The organism is Luteimonas sp. 9C (genome assembly GCF_902506295.1).
Taxonomy (GTDB): Bacteria; Pseudomonadota; Gammaproteobacteria; order Xanthomonadales; family Xanthomonadaceae; genus Luteimonas.
Map to the genome: position 1 here is coordinate 2,591,236 of NZ_LR733312.1, position 22,933 is coordinate 2,614,168.

The following is a 22,933-nucleotide window of genomic DNA, read 5'->3' on the forward strand; positions in this document are numbered from 1 at the left end:
ATACCGCCTGCGCTTGGCCGACGTGCTGGCGCCGACGGCCACGCCGCGGCGCGCGGTCAGCGCTTGGCGGGGGGCTTCGCCGGCTTCCTGGCCACGCGCCTGGGCGGCGCGGCGGCTGTCTCGGGGCGCGCAGGTGCTTGCTGCGCAGCGCCCTCTTCGGCATGCAGCGTGAGCAGGGATTCCATCAGCTGCTCGTCGGCGCTCGAGCACACGCCCAGCAGCAGCACCTCGTCGCAGCCCTCGGCGGCGATGTAGGCATGGCCCATGTTCGAGTCGATGTACACGCCTTCGCCGGTCTCGAGCACGATCGGATCGTAGAACTCGGTGTGCACTTCCATGCGGCCTTCGAGCACGTGGATGTACTCCTCGCCGGAGTGGTGCACGAGAGCGCCGAACTCGGCGATGGTCTTCGCCCGCACGCGGGTCAGCACCGGGATCATGCGTTTGCGGCGCAGTTCCGGGCACAGGTAGTAGTAGTCGTAGTTCGGCGTGGTGATGCGGATCGCATCGTCGACGCGGCCGATGCTGCGTCGCGCGGTGACCGGCGGCTCGGGCGCGGCGTCTTCCTCGGCGAACAGCTCCGACATGCGCAGCTGCAGGCGCTGGCTGAGCTGCAGCAGCTTGTCGTAGGTCAACGTCAGCCGGTCGTGCTCGACCTTGGACAGCGTCGACAGCGGGATGCCCGAATGCGCGCTCATCTGCTTGAGCGTCCAGCCTTTGCGCGCGCGCAGCGAGCGCAGCAGGTGGCCGATGGTGGGGTGTTGCGCTGTCATCCGTCTGGGGTCCGTTCGTGTTCGTTTCGGGATCATCATCGCCTCAGCGGGCGACCGGTGGAAAGGCGCCGCGGCATCTGTCGCCCTGCGCCAGCGGCCGATATGGGGACTTCCGGCACGGTTGACAATTCTCTGATTAGGATCACTATCGCCAATCAGGACAAACCGGGGCAGTGCGATGCGCGTGATTCGAACCTTCCTGTTGGCTGGGCTGTGCATGACGGGCCTGGCCGTCGCCGCGGCGCAGGACCCGACGATTCCGCCTGCGCCCGTGAGCGTGCCCACCGCGCCTGCCGCGGCCCCGGTCGACGCTGCCGGCGCGGTGGCCCCGGCAATGGTCACACCGGACGGCGCGCCTGCGCTGACGGCCGCGGATGCCGAAGCCTGGCTGGACGGCTTCGTGCCCTACGCGCTGGCCGCGGGCGACATCGCCGGTGCCGTCGTCGTGGTGGTCAAGGACGGCGAGGTGCTGGTGCAGAAGGGCTACGGCCACGCCGACGTCGCCGCGCGCACGCCGGTCGATCCTGCCGCCACGCTGTTCCGCCCGGGCTCGGTGTCCAAGCTCTTCACCTGGACGGCGGTGATGCAGCTGGTCGAGCAGGGCAAGCTGGACCTCGACGCCGACGTCAACCAGTACCTCGATTTCGAGATCCCGGCGCGCGACGGCACGCCGGTCACGCTGCGCCAGGCGATGACCCACACCACCGGCTTCGAAGAACAGATCCGCGCGCTGATCACCGCCGATCCCGACGAGATCACGCCGCTCGGCGACGCCCTCAAGTACTGGGTGCCCGAACGCATCCACGTGCCCGGTGCCACGCCCGCCTATTCGAACTATGCGACCGCGCTGGCCGGCTACATCGTCGAGCGCGTGTCGGGTGAATCCTTCGACGACTACATCGAGCGCCACATCTTCCAGCCGCTCGGCATGGACCGTTCGAGCTTCCGCCAGCCGCTGCGGGCGCCGTTGCTGGCGAACATGTCGAAGGGCTATGCGACGGCCTCCGACGGCGAGGCCAAGCCCTACGAATTCATCAGCCTGGCGCCGGCCGGCAGCCTAGCCTCCACCGGCGCCGACATGGGCCGTTTCATGATCGCGCACCTGCAGGACGGGGCACTGGGCGATGCGCGGATCCTGCGCGCGGACACCGCGCGCCAGATGCATTCGACCGCGCAGGCCTCGATCGGCCCGCTCAACCGCATGATGCTGGGGTTCTACGAAACCTCGGTCAACGGCCATCGTGCGATCTCGCATGGCGGCGACACGCAGTGGTTCCACAGCGACCTGCAGCTGTTCCTCGACGACGGCATCGGCCTGTTCGTGTCGATGAACAGTTCCGGCCGCGACGGCGCCACCGGCCACATCCGCAACGCGCTGTCGCGCGGCTTCGCCGACCGCTATCTGCCGGGCACGCCCGCGCGGACGCCCGGCGTGCCGGAGGCCGACGCCAAGGCGCATGCGCAGCAGATCGCCGGCACGTACACGAGCAGCCGCCGGCCGGACAGCAACTTCGTCTCGCTGGCCAACATGCTGGGCCCGGTCAAGGTGGTCGCCAACGCCGACGGCACGATCACCGTGGCGATGGCGACGGGCGCGAGCGGCGCACCCAAGCAGTGGCGCGAGATCGCACCCTACGTGTGGCAGGACCGCGACAGCACGGACCGCCTGGCGGCCGACGTCGTCGACGGTCGGGTGGTGCGCTTCACCATGGAGCCGTATGCGCCGATCATGGTGTTCGAGCGCATCTCGGCCTGGCGCGCACTGTCGATGCCGCTGCTGGTCGCCAGCCTCGTCGTGCTGCTGCTGACGGTCCTGGCCTGGCCGGTCTCGGCGCTGGTGCGTCGTTACTACGGCGCGCCCTACCGGCTGGCCGGCACTGATGCCCGCGCGCATCGCCTGGTGCGGATCGCCGCGCTGCTGGTCCTGCTGGCGACCGGCGCCGCCCTGGCGCTGGTGGTAGGAATGCTGAGTAACCTCGCGATGACCAGCCCGGACACCGATGTCCTGATCATCGCCGTGCGGCTGTTCGCCACCGTGGTGCTGCCGCTCGGCGCGGCGGTCGCGGTCTGGAACGCCTGGCAGGTGCTGCGCGGCCGGCGTCGCGTGCTGGCCAGGCTGTGGGCCGTGCTGCTGGCGCTGGCCTGCCTGTTCCTGCTGTGGATCGGCTTCGCCCATCACGTCATCGGCTTCGGCGCGAACTACTGACGACCCGACGCACCGGCGGCATCCGCCGCTGGTGCGTTCGCCCCTGCCTCGACGAGGAACCCGCGTGACTGCCCAGCCGGTCGAACTCGAGCTGCACAACGAACCCCTGCCGCTGTCGGCGCCGTTCCGGATCGCCGGACACGTCTTCGAGGCGATGCCGGCGACGGTGGTGACGTTGCGCGCCGGCGCGCAGGTCGGACGCGGCGAAGCCGCCGGCGTCTACTACACGCACGATCATCCCGACACGATGCTGGCCACGCTGGAGGCGATGCGGCCGCGCATCGAGGCGGGGCTCGATCGCGAGACGCTGCGCACGCTGCTGCCCGCCGGTGGCGCCCGCAATGCACTCGACGCCGCGTTGTGGGAACTCGAAGCGCAGCAGGCCGGCGTGCCGGTGTGGCGGCTCGCCGGTCTCGACGGCGTGCGGCCGCTGCTGACCACCTTCACCGTCGGCGCCGACGATCCCGCCGTCATGGCCGACCGCGCCGCGGCCTACACGCAGGCGCGCGCGCTGAAGCTGAAGCTGACCGGCGATGCGCACCTCGACGCGGCGCGCGTGCGCGCGGTGCGTGCGCGCTGTCCGGCGGCGTGGATCGGCGTCGACGCCAACCAGGGCTACGACGGCGCATCGCTGCCGGGCCTGCTGCCGGCATTGCTGGACGCGGGCGTGGCGTTGCTGGAACAGCCCTGCGTCCGCGACCGCGAGCACGAGCTCGACGGCATCGCGCGCGCGCTGCCGTTCGCCGCCGACGAAAGCATCCTCGATCTCGCCGAGCTCGAAGCGCGCCACCACCACTTCGACGTAATCAACATCAAGCTCGACAAGTGCGGCGGCCTGACCGAAGGACTGCTGATGGCGCGCCGCGCGCGCGCACTCGGCAAGCAGGTCATGGTCGGCAACATGTGCGGCACCAGCCTGGCGGCGGCGCCCGCGTTCGTGCTGGGGCAGTTCTGCGACGTGGTGGATCTGGACGGGCCGATCTTCCTCCGGCAGGACCGCACGCCGTCGGTGCGTTACACCGACGGGCACATCTGGTGCGGTGACGAGGTCTGGGGGCCGGACGCCGCATGAGCCCCGCGAGCGCGACGTCGCTGGTGCCCGCCGACAACGCGTTCGCGCTGCTCGCGGTGTTCTTCGGCATCACCGCGATCGGCGCGCTGCTCGAGAAGACACGGCTCGGTCGCCGCGTCTCCGGCGTGATGCTGGTCATCGCGATCGCGATCGTGCTGGCCCACTTCCGGATCATTCCGGCGTCGGCGCCGGTCTACGGGGCCATCTGGACCTATCTGGTGCCGCTGGCGATCGCGCTGTTCCTGCTGCGCGCCGACCTGGTCAGCATCGTGGTCGAAGGCGGACGCACGCTGGTGGCGTTCCTGTTCGGCGCGGTCGGGGTGGCGGCCGGCGCGTGGCTGGGCGCGCAGCTGCTCGACCTGGGGCCGTTCGAAGCGCAGTACGCCGCAGTGTTCAGCGCGACCTACGTCGGCGGCTCGTTGAACTTCGCGGCAGTCGCCGACGCCATCGGCTTCCGCGACCCGAGCGCGCTGGCCGCGGGCGTGGCCATCGACAACGTGGTCGGGCTGGGCTACCTGCTGATGGTCGGAGCAGCGGCGTCGTGGGCGGTCTTCCGCCGCCACTTCGCATGGCGTGCGCACCGCCTGACCGAGGCCGTCGATCAGGCCGACACGGCGCAGCGCGTGCCCACGGTCATCGATCTGGCGCTGGCGCTGGGGCTGGCCGCACTGGCCTGCGCGGCGGGCACCGCGATCGCGGACGCGCTGGGGCAATCGGCCTACGCGATCCTCTACATCACCCTGCTGATGGTCGCGATCGCCACGCTCGGCCGGCGCTGGCTGCGCACGATCGCGGGACCGGAACTGGCCGCCACCCTGTTCATGTACCTGTTCTTCGCGCTGCTGGGCGCGGGCGCCGACATCGGCGCGATGCTGGGCGCGGCGCCGGCCTTGTTCGCCTACGTGCTGATCATCTTCGCGGTCCACATCCTCTTCATTCTGGCCGGCGCCCGGCTGTGCCGGCTCAACCACGCCGAGATCGTCATCGCGTCCTCAGCCTGCATCGGCGGACCACCGATCGCGATCGCGTTCGCGGTGCTGTTCGGCTGGCGGCGACTGGCGGTGCCGGCCGTCGCCACGGGCGTGCTGGGCTATGTGCTCGGCAACTTCGTGGGCATCGGTCTGTTCGAATCGCTGGCATCGTGAGCGGGCAACGGGATGGGACGGCGCGCGCACCCGCGCGCGCCGGGTTCGCGGACAGCCGGGAATGTCCGCATCGGATGTTTGGAGACCGACGATGTATCGACTGACCCCTGTCCTGCTGGCGTCCGCGTGTGCGCTCGCGCTGGCCGGTTGCAGCACGACGCCCGGATCCACCGCGGCGTCCGCCCCCTACGACCTGCTGATCCGCAACGGCCTGGTCTACGACGGCACCGGCGCACCGCCGCAGCGCGTCGACGTGGCCGTACGCGGCGACCGCATCGCGGCGCTGCTGCCGCCGGGCAGCGCCGCCGTCGCCGGCACCACGCTCGACGCGCAGGGCCGCGCGGTGTCCCCGGGCTTCATCAACACGCTGAGCTGGGCGACCGAATCCCTGATCGTCGACGGCCGCGGCATGAGCGACACCCGGCAGGGCATCACGCTGGAGATCTTCGGCGAAGGCTGGTCGATGGGACCGGTCAACGCGCGCATGAAGGCCGACGCGCTCAAGCAGCAGGGCGACCTCCGCTACGACATGCCGTGGACCTCGTTCGGCGGATATCTCGAGTTCCTCGAGCAGCGCGGCATCACGCCGAACGTCGCCTCGTTCGTCGGTGCGACCACGGTACGCATCCACGAACTCGGCGAAGACGACGTCACCCCGACCCCCGCGCAGCTCGCCGGCATGCAGGACGTGGTGCGCGCGGCAATGCGCGAAGGTGCGCTCGGCGTCGGCAGTTCCCTGATCTATCCACCGGCGACGTTCGCCGACACCACCGAACTGGTCGCCCTGGCGCAGGCCGCGGCCGAATCGGGCGGCGGCTATGTCTCGCACATGCGCAGCGAGGCCGACCGCTTTCTCGAGGCGCTCGACGAGACCATCGCCATCGCGCGCGCCACCGGACAACGCGCCGGGGTGTACCACCTCAAGGCCGCGGGCGAGAAGAACTGGCCGAAGATGGCGCAGGCCATCGCCCGGATCGACGAAGCGCGCGCCGAAGGCCTGCAGGTCAGCGCCGACATGTATGCCTACACCGCCGGCGGCACCGGCCTGACCGCGAGCCTGCCGCCGTGGGTCCAGGCCGGCGGCCACGACGCGATGATCGCGCGGCTGCGCGACCCTGCGATCCGCGCACGCGTGCTCGCCGACATGCGCAATCCGGACGTCGACTGGGAAAACCTGCGGCTGCTGGCCGGCGCCGACGACCGCCTGCTGCTGCTCGACTTCCACAATCCGGCGCTCAAGCCGCTGAGCGGGCGCAGCCTCGCCGACGTTGCGCGCGAGCGCGGCACCTCGCCCGAGGACACCGCGATCGATCTGATCATCGAGGACGATTCCCGGATCGGCACGGCCTACTTCTTGATGAGCGAGGACAACGTCGAGCTCGGCCTGAAGCAGCCGTGGGTCAGCCTGGGATCGGACGCCGAATCGTCGGCGCCCGAGGGCGTGTTCCTCAAATCCAGCACGCATCCGCGGGCCTACGGCAACGTCGCGCGCTTCCTGGGGCACTACGTGCGCGACCGCGGCCTGATGCCGCTGGAGGAGGGCATCCACCGCCTGACCGGACTGCCGGCCGCGAACTGGAAGCTGGAACAGCGTGGCTGTCTGCAACCCGGCTGCTATGCCGACATCGTGGTGTTCGACCCGGCGACGATCATCGATCACGCCACCTACGACGCCCCGCAGCAGTTCGCCAGCGGCGTCGGCGACGTCTTCGTCAATGGCGTCCAGGTGCTGCGCGATGGCGCGCATACGGGCGCCACACCGGGGCGCGTCGTCCGCGGGCCGGGCTGGCAGGGCGGGGCGGCGGGCACGCCGTGAGCCGTCGGGCCCCGGCTTTCTACCGGCTTCTCCAACCGTGTTGACAATTCTCTGATTAGGATCATGATCCCTGATCAGGATAATCGTCTGGGGAGACAACCGATGCACGCGTTCCGATCCGCACGTCCGTGGTTCCGCTCACCGTTGTCGCTCGCCATCGCCAGCACGCTGGCCTGCGCCGCCGCTGGATCCGCGCTGGCCCAGGAACGTCCCCCGACGGCCGCGGAGGAGGCGGTGACCCTCGATTCGGTGGTGGTCACCGCGAACAAGCGCGTGGAGAACGTCCGCGACGTCGGCGCGTCGATCAGCGTCATCGGCGAACGCCAGCTGGAGAACATGTCCGCGAGTTCGCTGACCGACTACGCCGCGCTGATTCCCGGCATGCAGGTGCAGAGCAGCGGCACGCCCGGCCTGACCTCGGTCTCGCTGCGCGGCATCTCGACGCTGTCGTCGGGCGCGACGGTGGCGACCTACATCGACGAGGTACCGGTCGGCTCGAGCGGCATCTACCAGAGCGCCGGCTCGCTGATGCTGGACCTGCTGCCCTACGACATCAGCCGTGTCGAAGTCCTGCGCGGACCGCAGGGCACGCTGTACGGCGCCGGCGCGATCGGCGGCCTGCTCAAGTACGTCACCCGCCCGCCGGACCCGGTCAACCGCGAGTTCCGTGCCGGCGTGGGCCTGCGCTCGGTCTCGGACGGCGGGCAGGACTGGAACGGCCGCATCGGCGTCGGCGTGCCGCTGCAGGAAGACCGCCTCGGCCTGCGCCTGAGCTTCGCGCGCAACGGCCTGCCGGGCTACACCGACAACGCCGTCGACGGCCGTCGCGACATCAACGACAGCGAGCAGATCGGCGGGCGTGCGGCGCTGGCCTGGGACGGCGACGCGGTCGACGTGGACCTTGCGGTCCTGCACCAGCGCATCGAGGCCGACGACCGGGCCGTGGTCGCCCTCGCGCCCGATTCCTACGCGCCCCTCGGTGGCGAATTCGAAGGCCGGAACTGGCAGCGGCAGCCGTTCACCAAGGAACTCACGCTGACCTCGCTCAGCGTGAACTGGGATCTGGGCTGGGCCGATCTCGTGTCCGCGACCGGCTGGTCGAACACCGAGACCCTCGACCAGATCGACACCACGGTGCAGTTCGGCGAGGTGGCCGACCTGCTGCTGGGGTTCCCCGAGCCCGGCAGCTCCAACGTGCGTTACACCTTCGACCTCGACAAGGTGACCCAGGAGTTCCGCTTCAGCTCCAAGACCGGCGGCCGCTTCGAGTGGATGGCGGGCGTGTTCTACACCAAGGAAGACGCGCAGCAGCGCCAGGTCGCCGCGCTGGGCCAGCGCGACGGGTCGCCGCTGCCGGCGCCTTTCGACGCGATGTTCGGCACCCTCGCGGTGATCGACCTGCCGAGTACCTACAAGGAAGTCGCGCTGTTCGCCAACGCCTCGTGGCGGTTCGGCGAGCGCTTCAAGATCGACGCCGGCCTGCGCCAGGCGCGCAACGACCAGTGGTTCAGCCAGAACGTCAGCGAGGGCATCCTGGCGCCGATCGGCGATGCGCCGGGTGCGTCGCGCGAGGACGTGTTCACCTGGAGCCTGAGCCCGCAGTTCAAGCTCGCCGACGACACGATGCTGTACGCACGCGTCGCCACCGGCTACCAGCCCGGCGGCCCGAACGTCGCGCTGCCGGGGATTCCGCCGAGCGTGGATTCCTCGATGCTGGCCAGCTACGAGGTCGGCCTGAAATCCCAGACCGCGGACCGCCGCGTGCAGGTCGACGTGTCGGCATTCCGCATCGACTGGGACGACATCCAGGTGGCCTCGTCGTTCAACGGCATCGGCGGCCTGGTCAACGGCGGCGAGGCGAGCAGCGAAGGTCTGGAGCTGGCGTCCCAGTTCCGCGCCACCGAGGCCCTGTCGCTCGGTCTCAATGCGGCCTACACCAAGGCGCGGGTGAAGAACGATTTCGAAGCCACGGTCATCCCGCAGGGCGCGTTCGACGTCGTGCTCAACACTGGTCTGGCCGGCGATCGCATGCCCTACGTGCCCACATTGTCGTGGGCGGCGACCGCCGAGTACGCGTTCACGACATCGCAGGGCCTGTCCGGCCAGGTGGGCGGCGTGCTGCGCTTCACCGGCGATCGCCTGAGCGACACCACCGAGCGCCAGCGCGTCACCGCGCCGGGCGACCCGTCCACGGTGTTGCAGGAAGAGGTGACCGCGCCGCTGCGGCTCGACAGCTACCGCGCGCTCGACCTCTACGCCGGCGTCGGGCGCGAGCGCTGGGAGCTGCGTGCCTACGTCAGCAACGTCACCGGCGAAGGCGGCTACTCGTCGATGACGCCGGCGGCCGGCGCGCTCAGCGGCACGCTGGCGTACCTGGCCGCGGTGCCGATCCAGCCGCGGACGTTCGGCGTCGAATTCGACGTCCGGTTCTGAGCCGACCGGACCCGGCCCCATGTCCATTGCCGCCGTCGCGCCGCACGCTCCCGAGGCGTTGCCGCAGCCGTATCTGCTGTTTCTCGGGGACATCGTCGAACCCGGCTATGCGAAGACCGCATTCGGTTTGCGCGACTGGGCACCCGACCGTTGCCTGGGCGAGTTCGCGTGTCCGGGCGCGACCGTCAGCACCGGCCTGCCGTGGCTGACGCCCACGCAGGCCCGTGCGCTGGGCGCGCGCGCGCTGGTCATCGGCGTCGCCAATCCCGGCGGCCGGATTCCAGCGGCCTGGGTGCCCTCGCTGCTGGATGCGTTGCAGGCCGGGCTCGACCTCGTCGGCGGCATGCATGCCAGGCTGAGCAGCATCGATGTGCTGCGCAACGCCGCGGTCGTGCATGGCCGGCGTCTGGTCGACGTGCGCGAACCGCCGGCGGAGCTGCCCGTCGCCAACGGCCGCAAGCGCACCGGCAAGCGTCTGCTCACCGTGGGCACCGACTGTGCGCTGGGCAAGAAATACACCGCCCTGTCGCTGGCCCGCGCGTTCCGCGAACGCGGCCTCGACGCCACGTTCCGCGCCAGCGGGCAGACCGGCATCCTGATCGCCGGTGCGGGCGTGCCGATGGACGCGGTGATCGCGGACTTCGCGGCGGGCGCGGCGGAATTCCTGTCACCCGACGCGGATCCGGCGCACTGGGACGTCGTCGAGGGTCAGGGCTCGCTGTCGCATCCGGCTTATGCGGGCGTGTCGCTGTCGCTGTTGCACGGCAGCCAGCCGGACGTCATCGTCGTCTGCCACGCAGTCGGACGCGACCACATGCTCGGCCATGCGCATTACCGGGTGCCGTCGATCGAGGAGACCATCGACCTCGCGCTGCGGCTGGGCGCGCGCACCAATCCCGCGATCCGCTGCGCGGGCGTCAGCCTCAACACCGCGTCGCTCGACGATGCGGACGCGCAGGACGCGATCGCATCCACTGCTGCCCGGCTGGGCCTGCCGGTCGCCGATCCGGTCCGCGGCGGCGCGGCCTTCGATCGCCTGGTCGACGCCTGTCTCGCATGACGGGCCGGGCCAGCTGGTTCCAGCGTTACCTGTTGCCGGGCTTCGTGTTCCAGGCGGCGGTGATCGCCGGCGGGTATGCGACCGGGCGCGAACTGGTCGAGTTCTTCCTGCCGGCCGGCCCCTGGGGCGGCCTGCTCGGCATGATGGTCAGCATGCTGGTGTGGAGCGGCGTGCTGATGGTCAGCTTCGAGCTGGCCCGCGTCGCCCGCGCCTGGGATTACCGCGCGTTCTTCAAGGTGCTGCTGGGCCGCGGCTGGTTCGCGTTCGAGATCGGCTACGTGCTGCTGATGCTGGTGATCCTTGCGGTCATGGGCGCGGCCGCCGGCGAGATCGCCTTCAGCCTGTTCGGCCTGCCGAAGGTGGCGGGCTCGCTGGCGATGATCGCCGCCACGGGCGCGCTGCTGTTCTGCGGCACCGCGGCGATCGAAAAATTCCTGGTCGCCTCGGTCGGCTATCTGTATCTGGTCTACGTGGCGTTCGTGATCTGGGCGGTGGTGGCATTCGGCGACCGCATCGGGACGAACTTTGCGTCGGTGCCGGTCGAGGCCGGGTGGTTCAAGGCCGGCGTGACCTACGCCGGCTACAACGTCGCCACCATTCCCGCGGTGCTGTTCTGCGTGCGCCACTTCGGCCGTCGCCGCGAAGCGCTCGCCGCCGGCGCGCTGGCAGGACCACTGGGCATGCTGCCGGGCGTGGTGTTCTACATCGCGATGATGGGCTACTACCGGGAGATCGGCGCCGAGGCCCTGCCGTCGGCGTTCCTGCTGGCGAAATTGCAGGCGCCGTGGTTCGAGTGGGTGTTCCAGATCGCGGTGATGCTGACGCTGGTGGACACCGGCGTCGCGCTGTTGCACGCCCTCAACGAACGTGTCGCCAACACATGGGCGGAGCGGCAGCGTCCGATGCCGCGCGCGCTGCGGCCGGCGCTTGCGGTCGGCGTCATGCTGATCGCGGTGTATGCCGCCACGGCCGTGGGCCTGGTCGACCTGATCGCCAAGGGCTACGGCACGCTGACCTGGTATTTCCTGGCGATTTACGTCATGCCGCTGATGACATGGGGCGTATGGCTGCTGTGGCGCCGCAGGTCGATCGACGTGACCCCCCTGCCTTGAACGAGACGTCCGCGAGGACGGGAGACGCTGTCATGCCGAACCCTCTGCCGGCCATCGCCGGAGTGTTTCTGTCGCTGTGCGTCCTCACCGCCGTTGCGGCGCCGCCTGCCGGTTTCGATGCGCGGGTCGAAGCCGCGATGCTATCCCGCGACGTGCCGGGCATGGCGATCGCGATCGTCGAGGACGGCGAGATCGTGCACGCCAAAGGCTATGGCGTGCGCCGGCTCGGCGCGCCGGAGCGGGTGGACGCCGACACGATCTTCCCGACCGGTTCGACCGGCAAGGCGGTGACGGCGGCGGCGCTCGCGATCCTCGTCGACGACGGCAAGCTCGGCTGGGACGACCGGGTCATCGATCATATGCCCGATTTCCGCATGTACGATCCCTGGGTCACGCGCGAGATGACGGTGCGCGATCTGCTGCTGCACCGCAGTGGCCTGGGCCTCGGCGCGGGCGACCTGCTGTTCATTCCCCGCACATCGCGCAGCCGCGCCGACATCGTGCGCGCACTGCGGCACATCCCGCCGGCCACGAGTTTCCGCAGCGGTTACGCCTACGACAACATCCTCTACATCGTCGCCGGCGAAGTGGTGGCAGCGGTCAGCGGACAGGACTGGGAAACCTTCGTGCGCGAGCGCATCTTCGCGCCGTTGCAGATGCGCACCGCGACCAGTCACGAGGACGATCGCTTCGCGACCGAGAACCGCGCGCAGCCGCACGCGCGCCTGGATCCGCGCCTGCGCGGCCTCGGCCCACAACAGCTGCTGCCCGAGCGGGAAGGCCTGGGCCAGGTCGGTGCCGCCGCGGGCGGGTTGTCCTGGAGCGCGCAGGACTTCGCGCGCTGGCTGCAGGTGCAGCTCGCGCTCGGCGCGCTGCCGGACGATCGCGGCCGGCTGTACAGCGAAGCTTCGGCGCACGAGATGTGGACGCCGCAGGTACCTGTACCGATCCGCCCTTACCCGGCGCCGATCACCGACATCACCCCCCAGTTCTCCGGCTATGCGCTGGGCTGGAACGTGCAGGACTACCGCGGCATCAAAGTCATCCAGCACGGCGGCGCGGTGTTCGGCGTGCTGGCCTTCACCGTGCTGGTGCCCGAGCGGAACCTCGGCATCTCGCTGCAGATCAATTCCGAAGACGTCGACGTCCTGCGGGGGCTGGGTTTCGAGCTGCTCGACCATTACCTCGGCTTCGAGCCCCGCGACTGGGTCGCGGCATTCGCCACCTGGAACCAGGCGCGCCTCGCCGACGGCCTGGCCGCGCTGGACGCGACCGGCGCGCAGGTCCGCAGGGCAACGCGGCCATCGCTGTCGCCAGCGGGCTACGTCGGGCCCTACGCCGACGCCTGGTACGGCCCGATCGCCATCACCGAGACGGGCGGCAGGCTGCGGATCGACTTCCGCCAGACGCCCGGCATGGTGGGCACGCTGACCCACTGGCAGTACGACACCTTCCGGGTGGCCTGGGACGATGCGGCGATCGAACCCGCGTCGGTCGCCTTCGCGCTGGACGCGGAAGGCAAGGTCGCGCAGATCCGCATGCAGGCCATCTCGCCGACCGCGGATTTCAGCTACGACTACCAGGATCTGCTGTTCGAGCCGCAGACGGTGAAGTAACGCTGCGCACCGGCGTGACGCGGCCGCGTCCGGGCTTGTCGGACATGCCGTCGCGACAGTCGCCGACACGCGCGTCTGCCGAACTGAGAACCCTTTCGCGCGTTTCGACGGCGGGAATCGTCGATGCTCAACGGCCAGGGCGACGACGTCGCGCTTGCGGTCGTGACGACGCCAGAGGAGTGCAGACAAAAATGGATGCGAGAAATCCAGGGGCCGGAACTCGTGCGGTCTCGAAGAAAGCCTCGAAGCGGCGCACCACTGCTGTGCGCGGACCGAAACCGGAATTCGGCCGCATCGATCCAGGATGCAGGGTCGAAAGTCATCCGGATCCAGCGTGCAGCATCGGCACGATCTCGAGCCCTCTGCGCGCACATCGCGTCGTACTCGTCAGCCTTGCGCTCGTACTTGCGGCCTGCGCGCCCGCTTCGAATCCGGCAGGCCCGCCAGCCGCCGCAACGCAGGCGGAACCGGCAGCCGCCTGTCCGATCGAGAACTTCGACGCCTTCATCGAACGCTTCGGTCGAGAGATCGCGTTCCAGGAACTGACCACGTCGAATCCGCTCGTCGTCGAGCGTTACGACACCGCGGCTGGGCCGGAGCCGCGTCGGGTCGTGCAGGAAGTCGCATTGGCGGACGTGGTCTGGCCGGTGATGCCGCGCCTGGATCTGCTGGGCGGTCGCGGTCGCGTCTACGACATCGCGCCAACCGCAGAAGGTCGGACGGAAGTGCGCATCCGCACGCCCGATACCAGCGACCAGCAGCGCTATCTCTTCGGCCAGTCACCGTGTTGGCAACTGCAGCGCGTGGTCGACGAGTCGATCTGAGATCGCCCCCGCTGCCATTAAAACGCCAGGTTTCTGCAAGGAATCGTCGATGTATGTGCCCAGCATGTCTGCGCTGTTCTCTTCCGTCCTTCTTTTCGGATGTGCCGCCCAGGAGGGTCCGGTCTCGACACAGGCCGCAGAAGGTGATGCAACACCTGCGGATGCGTCGCGCACGCATCCGCCGCAAACCCATGTATCGCCAACCAGTGCAACGTCGGGCGCGAATGATCCGGCCGCCTTCCTTCCGCAGGGCGCAACCCTCGTGGATACCGTGCATGGCGACCTGACAGGGCGCGGTACGTCCGACGCACTGATCGTGTTCTCGCCAGCGACTCCGGACACGCAACCGCTCGGCGAGGGTCCTGCGCGCATGGTCGTTCTGCTGACCCGTGATGCATCGGGTCAACTGCGGAAGGCGGCAGAGAACGCGCGCATCGTGCCGTGCGAGCGCTGCGGCGGCATGACGGGTGACCCGTACGCCTACGCCCGGATCGAGGCGGGCACCGTGACCCTGGCGGTGGCCGGCGGGTCACGCGAGCGTTGGTTCAGCGTCTACGTTTTCCGGTATGCACCGGAGCGAGCGACCTGGCAGCTCGAGCAAGTGGTCCGCGGCGTGACGGACACCCAGACCGGCGCTCAGAAGCAGGCAGAGCTGACCGTCGCGGATTTCGGAGAAATCGGATTCTCCGACTTCGATCCTCAAACGCTTCCAACCGCGCCAACATTGCATTGACACATCGGCGCAGGCGCGACCGACCAAGGACATGTATGAAAACGGCACACCGATCATTGACGTTCTTGATGCTGCCACTTGCACTCGCATGTTCAGAACGAGGTCCGGCCTCGGCCTCCCCAAAAGGGGGCGTGGCTTCTGGAGGCCGGGTACCGGCACCCGAGACGGAACGACCCGCCGCGCATTTCGAATTGCAGTGCGGCGACCATCGCTTTTCCCTCGTTGGGGATGGCGATGCGGCGGTCATCGAACGGACTCATGGATCGCGGCCACAGACGCTGCCCAAACCGGAGGGCATGGCTGACTACGTCCCTGTCGGGATGGGGTGTGCTCGCTCAACGAGAGGTGGCGAATACCTGGTTGTTGAATACGGCGAGCCGCTGATCGGATGCAACATCTGCGAATGGTTCTTCATCTACGACGCCGACGGAGTTCCGTTGAATCAGAGCCAGCCGGCGATGCTCGGCAGTGCGGGGTCGCTGTATCCCAATAACGAAGGCTATACGCAGGTCTCGAAGCAGCTCGACTTGCATCAACCCAAGATTCAGCACGCGCCGCGTCCAAGGCCCCTGGATGTGGAGGGCCCAAGCTTGCGAGGTCAAGGCGACAACGCAAGCGCGGCAGAACCAAACTGATTGACAGATTCCAAACCCCGGGAAGGAGTGGCAAGGATGCCGAACATCTATCACGACATGATTCAACCCAAGGGTGCCCCCTACAGGGCTTCACAGCTTCATCCCCGAAGTCATTACCCGGAGCCGATTGATGACACCCAGGAGCGAGTTTCCGGCAACTCCCGGATCTGGGGCGATGCCAGTCCGGAAACACAGTCGCACGTGATCGATCTACTGGTTGCAAGATCGAAAGAGGCGGGTCTCAGCGCACGGGAAACCGCCCACGTGCTCGCCATCGCGCGTGTGGAATCCGGTTTCAATCCCGACGCTGCGGCCGGCACGACGTCTGCCTCGGGGGTGGGACAGTTCATCGACGACACCGGCGAGGCATACGGCCTCGGCACGGCGAATCGCTTCGATGCAGACGCGCAAGCACGCGCCTTGGTCTCCCATTTCATTGACAACCGTGAACTCGCAGACAGGCGTGGACAGGGGGGGATCTACATCTACAAGTACCACCACGATGGCCCGGTCCGGGACTACGGCGGTCTCCGTCTGTCAGAAGACAAGGTGATGCCGTTGCTCGATAGGTACACGAAATTTGTCGAAGCGGAATTCAACTTCGACCGTACGGGCGCGCAATCCGATTCGCATATGCAATCAGCTCCAGCAGAAGCGGAGGTTGGAGCTGCCTCCGAACTGGTGCGTGAAGGCCAGCGTGGCCAAGGTGTCCGTGAACTGCAAGCCGGACTGGCCGCACTGGGATTCAGTGACAGCCGTGGAGCGCCCCTGGAGGCAGACGGCGTATTCGGACCTCGCACGGCGGAGGCAGTGCGCACGTTTCAGACGGAACACGGGTTGCAGACGGATGGTGTGGTTGGTCCATTGACGCATAACGCGCTTGATCGCGCAGTACATGCACAGGCATCTGCGCGGTCCGTTCCTGAGAATGCGCAGCCAGCAGGAACGCCGCTTGATGCCCTGCTGACCGTCGCGCGCCAAGGCGATCCGGACGCACTGCGGGCTGCGTTAGAAGCATTCTCCCGAGCATCTACCGGCCAGGACTTTGAAACTGCAGTGTCTGAGCAGACTAGGGCGGGACGACCGGGTGCCGAGATATCGACGCAAGAGGCTTGCGGACCCGAGCGATAGGCGAGGAAGGGTCGGGGCCCGCCAGGCCTACTCACTGCTCAACGGTGGTGCACCCGTGCCGTGTGATGTCAGGCAATCGGACGAGCGCTCTGCTTGGAATGAATACGAGCGCCTGTCGAACTGGGGTCCACCCCAGCTGTCGACGCGCGCCGTGTATGCCTAGGGTGGATCCATCGGTCCTGCGGAGATGGTCATGAGCTTCAGCGTCCAGTCGTCGAATGTCGCGCAATCCACTCTGCAGGCAGTTTCGTCGATGGATGCGATGCGCACGCAGCCGCAGACCACGCCGTCGATCCCGACCGGCAGCTACCAGCTCGAACCGGGCTATCACCCGCAACTCGGTGCGCTGTTCGCCGCAGGCGGCAATGCCGCGAATGCGGCGTCGTTCGACAGCCAAGTGCGCGGTCAGGAATCCAGGGCGATCGACCTGGACCTGATGCAGATTTCGACCGCGGTCTACGACCCGTCCGTGCAGCAGGTCGGTGACTGGAGCCGGGTCAGCGATGTGGACCTGATGGCGGCGGGTATCGATCCGGCGTTGCTGGAGAATCCGGAAAGCGGATTCCGGGCCGGCATCTACACCGATGGCGACGGCAACCACGTGCTGGCGTTCGCAGGCTCGAACGATCTGAAGGACTGGACGGCGGCGAACTTCCGCCAGGGCTTGGGTTGGGAATCCGAGCAGTACGACGAGGCGGTGCAGCTGGCGCAGCTGGCGTCGGCCGCCTACGGCGACGATCTGGCGATCACCGGACATTCGCTCGGCGGGGGGCTGGCCGCCACCGCGGCGATGGCCGTCGACGGCGCCGCGGTGACCTTCAACGCCTCCGGCGTGCACGACCGCACCATCGAAGGCCTGGGCCTGGATCCCGCGATCGCCAAGGCCGACGCCGCCGACGGGCAGATCCGCCGCTACAACGTCGATGGCGAAGCCCTGACCACCGCGCAGCAGGACATCTGGGGCGTCAACGCCATTCCCGATGCACCCGGTCACGAGATCGTGCTCGATGATCCATCGCCGCTGACCGGCTTCGACCGTTTCAATCCGGTGTCGATCGTCTCCCACAGCATCGCCAAGCACATGCAGGACGTGGTGATCGAGGCGCTGTCGCAGCAGCAGCCGTGGGCGAACTGATCTGATCCGTGACGTCCGGATGCCCATGGCCGCTGTGTGAGAATGCCGGCATGCGCGCCGCAGTCCTGAGCCTGTTGCTGATGCTGTCCGGCGCCGCCTGCAGTGGAGACGCCATGGACGCTCGAGCCGCTTTCACCGATGCCCGCGCAGGTGCGCTGGCCGATGCCGTCGCCGCCGACGATGCCCAGGCCGTGCGCGCCCAGGTGCAGGCCGGCGCCGATCCCAATGCGCGCGGCGAGCAGGACGTGAACCTGCTGCAGATCGCGATGCTGGCGCAGGCCAAGGATGCGCTGAAGGCGCTGCTCGATGCCGGCGCCGATCCGAACGCCCCCGGCCTTGGCGGTGCGACGGCCGTGCACGGCGCCGCGATCGCAGACGATCCGGACTATTTGCGGATCGTGCTCGATCGCCGCGGCGATCCCGATGCCCGGCATGGCGAGACCAACGCCACGCCTCTGGCCGGCGCGACCGGTCCGCGCACCGACGCGCAATTCCGCATGCTGCTCGCGGCGGGCGCGAATCCGGGCGCGGCGGATCGCACCGGCAACACGCCGCTGCACAAGGCCGCGATGATCAATGCCGGCGATCACGTGCTGGCCCTGCTGGATGCCGGCGCCGATCCGCTGGCGAAAAACAGCCAGGGCGCCACCTTCCAGCGCTTCTTCTTCAAGACGCCCGACGCCCGCCTCAACGCGGCGGCGCGTGCGCAGCGCGAGGCGGTCGTCGCGTGGCTGCAGGCGCATCAGGTGCGGCTGGACCCCGGGACGGACTGAAAGCGGGCAGACGGGCCTCCCGGATTCGCGCCGCATCGGCGCGACGCCATGGAGCGATGACGCCCTGGGTCATGCAGGGACATCCGGCACCGACGACGGCGACTGCACCGTGTGCGTGCGGGTTGTCCGAAGCGCATGTCCCGTCGGAAGGCGATCTGTCCGCATCACATGCGGGCGGGAAAGACACGTGCGCGAGCACCGCGCGTTCGCAGCGGAGTGGCGACAGCGTGCGCCCGTCGCGCGTGCGCGGGCGAGCAGCGCGGGTCCCCGGTCGGATCCAGACGGGCCGGACGCCCTAGGATCGGCCCTAGATGGCAATCCCCGCTGTCCGGGATAGCGTGAATGCCTCGATATCCCCGGGTGGAGCACGGACATGTCCCTGACCATTGGCGATGGCATCGGTGGTCTCCAGGACACCTGGCGTCCGCAACAGACGCCGCTCCAGTCATACGGCTCGCCGCTGCCCCCGCCGCAGAACGGCCCGTACCGCCCGGACACCAGCTATCACCCGCAGGTCCAGGCGCCGGGCACCGCGCCGCAACAGGGCCAAGGGCAGGGCGGCACCAGCCCGTATGCGATTCCCGCAGGCAGCACCCTCGACGAAGTCGCCAGCGGCACGCAGGCGCAGCCCTTCGACGTCACGCTGTCGCAGCTCGCCACGGCCGTCTACGGCACGCGCGGTGCGCCGCCGCCAGGCTGGGATGCGGTCAGCGACCAGCAGCTGATGGACTTGGGCGTCGCCGATCCACAGGCCTGGCGTCTGCAGTACCTCGGCGCCAACGATGCAGTGCCGACCAACGATCAGGAGTTCCGCGCCGAGGTCTACACCGACGGCGCCGGCAACTACGTGCTGTCCTATCGCGGCACGGCCGAAGGCGGCGCGGACTGGGACAACAATTTCCGCCAGGGTCTCGGCTACGAGACCAACGACGGCGACAAGTTCAGTCTCACCGCGGTGAATACCGCGCGCGAGTTCGCGAACGTGTTCGGCGACAACGGCGCCAATTCCTCCAATCTCGCGATCACCGGCCATTCGCAAGGCGGTGGTCTCGCCAGTGTGGGCGCGCTGGCCAGCGGCATTTCCGCCGTCACGTTCGATGCGTCGGGCATCCATCCCAACACGCTCGACCGCATGGGCATCGATCCGCAGTCCGCCCGCGACAGCGCCGAAGGCGGCCAGATCCGCGCCTATTCGCTGTCCAGCGATGCACTGACCAATGCGCAGGACAGCTGGGTGACCGGCATCGTCGCGCCGGATGCGCTGGGCACGCAGATCGTGGTCAACCCGGCCGCGGCCGACGCGAACAGCATGTTCTCCAACTACGGACCGATCGAAGGCTTCTCACAGTCGCAGAGTGATGCGATCAACACCGGTGTGGAAATCGCCCGGCATCCGCTGACCGGTGCCGTGATGCCGCTGGCGGGCCTGATCGGCAACGTCGCCTATGCCGGCATCAGCCACAGCCCCAATGCGCTGACCGCTGGCATGATCGACGCGCAGCCATGGCAGGCGGGCTACCAGAATCCGTCGTCCACCGGCCGTGATCTGCAGAACCTGCTGCCCGATGCGACCAAGGACGACTACGCCCGCAACGTGCATGACTTCGCGACCGACGTCGACACCGTGGTCGCCAACGAATTCGCCAACGGCCAGTACGTGCAGGGCGGCGTCAGTCTGGCCGGTGACTTCGCCGAAGGCGCGTTCAATTCCGCCGGAGACACCATCGACGGCTATGCCGACCAGCTGGCCGGCGTGGTCGATCGCAACGTCGGTGGCTGGGGCGGCAGCGCGCTGTCGACCGTGATCGATGGCGCCGGCGATGTGGCCGAATTCACCACCGACGTGACCGGCCAGGTGACCGAGACCTTGGCCGATGGCGCGGGCTGGGTGGCGCAGGGCGCGACGAACTTCGTCGGTGGCCTGTTCGGCCGCTGAGACTCACGGACCACGCATGTGCCGTGCGTATGATCGGGCGCTGACATGATCCGCCTCCGTGCCCTGTCTTCGACCCTCCTTCTCCTCTGCGCCGCAGGGTGTGCACAGCCGTCCATGAGCAACGACGCATTCAATTCGCCGACGACGGCGCCACTGGCCGATGCCGTCCGCCGCGGCGATGCCGCCGAGATCCGCCGACAGCTCGAACATGTCGCGCCCGACACGCCGGGCAGCGATGGCGAGACGCTGCTGATGGAAGCGATCCGCCAGCGCCGCGCGACCAGCGTGGCGGCGCTGCTCGATGGCGGCGCCGATCCCGACCGTGTCAACGCGCGGGGCGATACGCCGGTGCATGCGGCGGCATTCTCCGGCGATCCGGCGATCCTGCGTGCGGTGATCGCCAAGGGCGGCGATGTCGACGCTGCCAACCCGCACACCGGCGCCACGCCGCTGATGCAGGCGCTGCTGTCGCCGACCGTCGGCCAGGCCGAGGTACTGCTCGACGCCGGCGCCGATCCCAACCTCGCCGATCGCAACGGTGACACGCCGCTGCATGTCGCCGGCCGCACCAACGGCGGCGCGGCGATCCTCGCCCTGCTGCGCAAGGGCGCCCGGCCGCAGGCGGAGAATTCGCGCGGTGTGACCTTCCAGCACGAGTACTTCGGTTTCCCGGCGCACCTGCTCAATGACCGCGCCCGCGCCGAGCGGCGCGAGATCGTCGCCTGGCTCAAGGCCAACGGCGTGCCGCTGGAAGCGAACGTCGCCGCGACGGGCTGAGTCTGCCGTCGCCCTGAACACCCGCGCGATCACCTAGGGTCCGCACCAGCTGTCCGGCGCCGTCCGGGCCACCTATTGTCGGGACATTCGCTTCCGTAGGTGCGCGCCATGAGCCTGTCCCCGGTATCCGGCAACAGCAATCCGGTCGATCCGTTCCGTGATTTCGCGCTCGACCCCGCGCTGCAGACCTCTGCCGCGCTGGTACCGCGCACGCCTGCGAATGTCGACACCAGCGCAGGCTTCCCGCGCGGCGATGGCAGCTTCGCCGGTTCGGTCCGCGGCACGACGCCGCAACCCGGGCAGGACCTGCAGTTCGCCCTGATGGCGAACGACAGCTACACGCTGACCGGCCCCGACGGCGTCACCGGCACCGCGGCCGAGGCCGATCTGCAGGCCGCCGGATGGAACCGTCTCGAACCCAGCGCCGACGGCACGCATCTCGTGGATGCGCAGGGCAACCAGATTCCGATCTCGCCGGACGCGCTGCACGACGCGCAGACCGGTTTCGATGCGGCGATCTACCAGAACGCCGACGGCCAGTACGTCGTCGCCTATCGCGGCACCGACAGCTGGGGCCTGGGCGCGGGCGGCGATTCGCGCGCGAACGGCGGCCAGGGTCTGGGCATGCAGACCGCGCAGTATTCGCAGGCCATGGAGCTGGCGAACATCGCGGTGGACACCTTCGGGACAGGCAACGTCGCGATCACCGGCCACTCGCTGGGTGGCGGTCTCGCCTCGGCTGCGATGCTGGCGACCGACGTACCGGGCGTGACCTTCAACGCGTCCGGCCTGAGCAACAACACGCTGGCGGGTCTGGGCTTCAATCCGAATGCCGCGCGCGGCGAGATCGCCGACAGCGGCCAGATCCGCCGCTACGTCGTCGATGGCGATCCGCTGACCCTCGCGCAGCAGGATCTGCCGATCGCCGTCCTGCCGATTTCGCCGCCGAACGCGGTCGGCACCGAGCTGCGCGTCGCGCCGCCGGAAGGCATGGGCCGCTTCGACATGCTCGGCCTGCACGGCGGCGGTGGCGACAACCCGTCCTACGTCGAAGCGCTGCGCCAGCACGAGGCGCAAGCGCCGGCCGACCGCTCCGGTACCAATCTGGGCCTCGTGCTCGGCACGATCGAGAACATCGGCGAGCACAACCTCAACCAGATCGGATCGCTGGCCAACGGCATCGGCGGGCTCTATTCCGATGGGCGCTCGACGGTGACCGAAGCTGTCAGCGGCATCACCGACGCGGTGCAGAACGACTACGGCAATGGCCGCTATGTCGGCGGCACCTTCAGCATCGCCGGTGACGTGGTCGACGGTGTGGTCGGCCTCGGTGGCGATGCGATCTCCAATACCCTGGGCACCGCCGGTGATGTGGTCGAGAACGTCGCCAACCTCGGCGGCAGCGTGTTGCGGGATCTCGGCGACCGCACCGGGTTCGATGCGCCGTTCGATGCCGTCGCTAGTGGCGTCGAATGGACCGGCCGCGCGGTCGACACCGTGGCCGATACCGTCGGCGACGGCGCGCAGTGGGGTCTGGACAAGGTCGGTGATGGCGCCGAGTGGGTCATCGATCGCGCCGGTGACGGCGCCCAGTGGGTCGGCGACCGCGTGGTCGATGGCGTGACCTGGACCGGCAACCGCATTGCCGATGGCGCACGCGCGGTCGGCGATGCCGCCAGCTGGACCGGTGATCGTCTGTCCGATGGCGCGCGCTGGGCCGGCGAAAACCTCAACCCGGTCAACTGGTTCCGTTGAG

18 protein-coding genes are annotated in these 22,933 nt (G+C 68.8%); 17 read left to right on the forward strand and 1 reads right to left on the reverse strand.

Annotation, left to right across the window (positions count from 1 at the left end; translation table 11 throughout):
- Window positions 1–56: 56 nt before the first annotated feature.
- Window positions 57–773 carry an XRE family transcriptional regulator gene (locus tag CURTO8I2_RS11860; protein ID WP_159681272.1) on the reverse strand — a complete coding sequence of 239 codons (717 nt, stop codon included), beginning with the start codon at window positions 771–773 and terminating at the stop codon, window positions 57–59.
- Between the two features lie 217 nt (window positions 774–990).
- Here CURTO8I2_RS11860 and CURTO8I2_RS11865 point away from each other — a divergent pair, with 217 nt between their 5' ends.
- The 17 genes from CURTO8I2_RS11865 to CURTO8I2_RS11945 all read left to right on the forward strand — a co-directional run bounded on the left by CURTO8I2_RS11865 (window position 991) and on the right by CURTO8I2_RS11945 (window position 22,932).
- Window positions 991–2,979, forward strand: coding sequence for a serine hydrolase domain-containing protein (locus CURTO8I2_RS11865; RefSeq protein WP_201295506.1), 1,989 nt, complete (start codon window positions 991–993; stop codon window positions 2,977–2,979).
- A gap of 64 nt (window positions 2,980–3,043) precedes the next feature.
- On the forward strand, window positions 3,044–4,051 hold the full coding sequence (locus CURTO8I2_RS11870) for a dipeptide epimerase (RefSeq protein ID WP_159681274.1): 1,008 nt from the start codon (window positions 3,044–3,046) through the stop codon (window positions 4,049–4,051).
- On the forward strand, window positions 4,048–5,196 hold the full coding sequence (locus CURTO8I2_RS11875; RefSeq protein ID WP_201295507.1) for a DUF819 family protein: 1,149 nt from the start codon (window positions 4,048–4,050) through the stop codon (window positions 5,194–5,196). The genes CURTO8I2_RS11870 and CURTO8I2_RS11875 overlap by 4 nt, the downstream gene beginning before the upstream one ends.
- A gap of 91 nt (window positions 5,197–5,287) precedes the next feature.
- On the forward strand, window positions 5,288–7,012 hold the full coding sequence (locus tag CURTO8I2_RS11880) for a D-aminoacylase (RefSeq protein ID WP_159681275.1): 1,725 nt from the start codon (window positions 5,288–5,290) through the stop codon (window positions 7,010–7,012).
- A 102-nt stretch (window positions 7,013–7,114) separates the two neighbouring features.
- The gene (locus CURTO8I2_RS11885) at window positions 7,115–9,445 is read left to right on the forward strand and encodes a TonB-dependent receptor (protein WP_159681276.1); all 2,331 of its coding nucleotides are present in this window, start codon (window positions 7,115–7,117) and stop codon (window positions 9,443–9,445) included.
- Between the two features lie 19 nt (window positions 9,446–9,464).
- On the forward strand, window positions 9,465–10,505 hold the full coding sequence (locus CURTO8I2_RS11890; RefSeq protein WP_159681277.1) for a DUF1611 domain-containing protein: 1,041 nt from the start codon (window positions 9,465–9,467) through the stop codon (window positions 10,503–10,505).
- Complete coding sequence (locus CURTO8I2_RS11895; protein WP_159681278.1) at window positions 10,502–11,617, forward strand: hypothetical protein; 1,116 nt, start codon at window positions 10,502–10,504, stop codon at window positions 11,615–11,617. Before CURTO8I2_RS11890 ends, CURTO8I2_RS11895 begins: the two co-directional genes overlap by 4 nt.
- A gap of 32 nt (window positions 11,618–11,649) precedes the next feature.
- On the forward strand, window positions 11,650–13,233 hold the full coding sequence (locus tag CURTO8I2_RS11900) for a serine hydrolase (RefSeq protein WP_159681279.1): 1,584 nt from the start codon (window positions 11,650–11,652) through the stop codon (window positions 13,231–13,233).
- Between the two features lie 44 nt (window positions 13,234–13,277).
- A complete protein-coding gene (locus CURTO8I2_RS15465) occupies window positions 13,278–14,057 on the forward strand; it encodes a hypothetical protein (RefSeq protein ID WP_236551092.1) in 780 nt (259 codons plus the stop codon).
- 49 nt (window positions 14,058–14,106) lie between these two features.
- On the forward strand, window positions 14,107–14,790 hold the full coding sequence (locus CURTO8I2_RS11910; RefSeq protein ID WP_236551093.1) for a hypothetical protein: 684 nt from the start codon (window positions 14,107–14,109) through the stop codon (window positions 14,788–14,790).
- A 296-nt stretch (window positions 14,791–15,086) separates the two neighbouring features.
- Window positions 15,087–15,425 (forward strand): hypothetical protein, encoded by a 339-nt coding sequence (locus CURTO8I2_RS11915; protein WP_159681280.1) that lies wholly within the window; start codon window positions 15,087–15,089, stop codon window positions 15,423–15,425.
- Between the two features lie 36 nt (window positions 15,426–15,461).
- A complete protein-coding gene (locus tag CURTO8I2_RS11920; RefSeq protein WP_159681281.1) occupies window positions 15,462–16,556 on the forward strand; it encodes a peptidoglycan-binding protein in 1,095 nt (364 codons plus the stop codon).
- Window positions 16,557–16,749: 193 nt separating this feature from the next.
- Complete coding sequence (locus CURTO8I2_RS11925) at window positions 16,750–17,691, forward strand: DUF2974 domain-containing protein (protein WP_159681282.1); 942 nt, start codon at window positions 16,750–16,752, stop codon at window positions 17,689–17,691.
- Between the two features lie 50 nt (window positions 17,692–17,741).
- Complete coding sequence (locus tag CURTO8I2_RS11930) at window positions 17,742–18,464, forward strand: ankyrin repeat domain-containing protein (RefSeq protein WP_159681283.1); 723 nt, start codon at window positions 17,742–17,744, stop codon at window positions 18,462–18,464.
- Between the two features lie 373 nt (window positions 18,465–18,837).
- On the forward strand, window positions 18,838–20,400 hold the full coding sequence (locus CURTO8I2_RS11935; RefSeq protein ID WP_159681284.1) for an Mbeg1-like protein: 1,563 nt from the start codon (window positions 18,838–18,840) through the stop codon (window positions 20,398–20,400).
- A gap of 114 nt (window positions 20,401–20,514) precedes the next feature.
- On the forward strand, window positions 20,515–21,177 hold the full coding sequence (locus tag CURTO8I2_RS11940; protein WP_159681285.1) for an ankyrin repeat domain-containing protein: 663 nt from the start codon (window positions 20,515–20,517) through the stop codon (window positions 21,175–21,177).
- 108 nt (window positions 21,178–21,285) lie between these two features.
- Window positions 21,286–22,932, forward strand: a complete 1,647-nt coding sequence (locus CURTO8I2_RS11945; RefSeq protein WP_159681286.1) for an Mbeg1-like protein — start codon at window positions 21,286–21,288, stop codon at window positions 22,930–22,932.
- The last annotated feature ends 1 nt before the right edge of the window (window position 22,933 follow it).

Bases quoted from the DNA above. Each gene is read 5' to 3' on its own strand.
- CURTO8I2_RS11860 (WP_159681272.1), bottom strand. From the start codon at position 773: ATGACAGCGCAACACCCCACCATCGGCCACCTGCTGCGCTCGCTGCGC.
- CURTO8I2_RS11865 (WP_201295506.1), top strand. From the start codon at position 991: ATGACGGGCCTGGCCGTCGCCGCGGCGCAGGACCCGACGATTCCGCCT.
- CURTO8I2_RS11875 (WP_201295507.1), top strand. From the start codon at position 4,048: ATGAGCCCCGCGAGCGCGACGTCGCTGGTGCCCGCCGACAACGCGTTC.
- CURTO8I2_RS11880 (WP_159681275.1), top strand. From the start codon at position 5,288: ATGTATCGACTGACCCCTGTCCTGCTGGCGTCCGCGTGTGCGCTCGCG.
- CURTO8I2_RS11885 (WP_159681276.1), top strand. From the start codon at position 7,115: ATGCACGCGTTCCGATCCGCACGTCCGTGGTTCCGCTCACCGTTGTCG.
- CURTO8I2_RS11890 (WP_159681277.1), top strand. From the start codon at position 9,465: ATGTCCATTGCCGCCGTCGCGCCGCACGCTCCCGAGGCGTTGCCGCAG.
- CURTO8I2_RS11895 (WP_159681278.1), top strand. From the start codon at position 10,502: ATGACGGGCCGGGCCAGCTGGTTCCAGCGTTACCTGTTGCCGGGCTTC.
- CURTO8I2_RS11900 (WP_159681279.1), top strand. From the start codon at position 11,650: ATGCCGAACCCTCTGCCGGCCATCGCCGGAGTGTTTCTGTCGCTGTGC.
- CURTO8I2_RS15465 (WP_236551092.1), top strand. From the start codon at position 13,278: ATGCCGTCGCGACAGTCGCCGACACGCGCGTCTGCCGAACTGAGAACC.
- CURTO8I2_RS11910 (WP_236551093.1), top strand. From the start codon at position 14,107: ATGTATGTGCCCAGCATGTCTGCGCTGTTCTCTTCCGTCCTTCTTTTC.
- CURTO8I2_RS11915 (WP_159681280.1), top strand. From the start codon at position 15,087: ATGGCTGACTACGTCCCTGTCGGGATGGGGTGTGCTCGCTCAACGAGA.
- CURTO8I2_RS11920 (WP_159681281.1), top strand. From the start codon at position 15,462: ATGCCGAACATCTATCACGACATGATTCAACCCAAGGGTGCCCCCTAC.
- CURTO8I2_RS11925 (WP_159681282.1), top strand. From the start codon at position 16,750: ATGAGCTTCAGCGTCCAGTCGTCGAATGTCGCGCAATCCACTCTGCAG.
- CURTO8I2_RS11930 (WP_159681283.1), top strand. From the start codon at position 17,742: ATGCGCGCCGCAGTCCTGAGCCTGTTGCTGATGCTGTCCGGCGCCGCC.
- CURTO8I2_RS11935 (WP_159681284.1), top strand. From the start codon at position 18,838: ATGTCCCTGACCATTGGCGATGGCATCGGTGGTCTCCAGGACACCTGG.
- CURTO8I2_RS11940 (WP_159681285.1), top strand. From the start codon at position 20,515: ATGAGCAACGACGCATTCAATTCGCCGACGACGGCGCCACTGGCCGAT.
- CURTO8I2_RS11945 (WP_159681286.1), top strand. From the start codon at position 21,286: ATGAGCCTGTCCCCGGTATCCGGCAACAGCAATCCGGTCGATCCGTTC.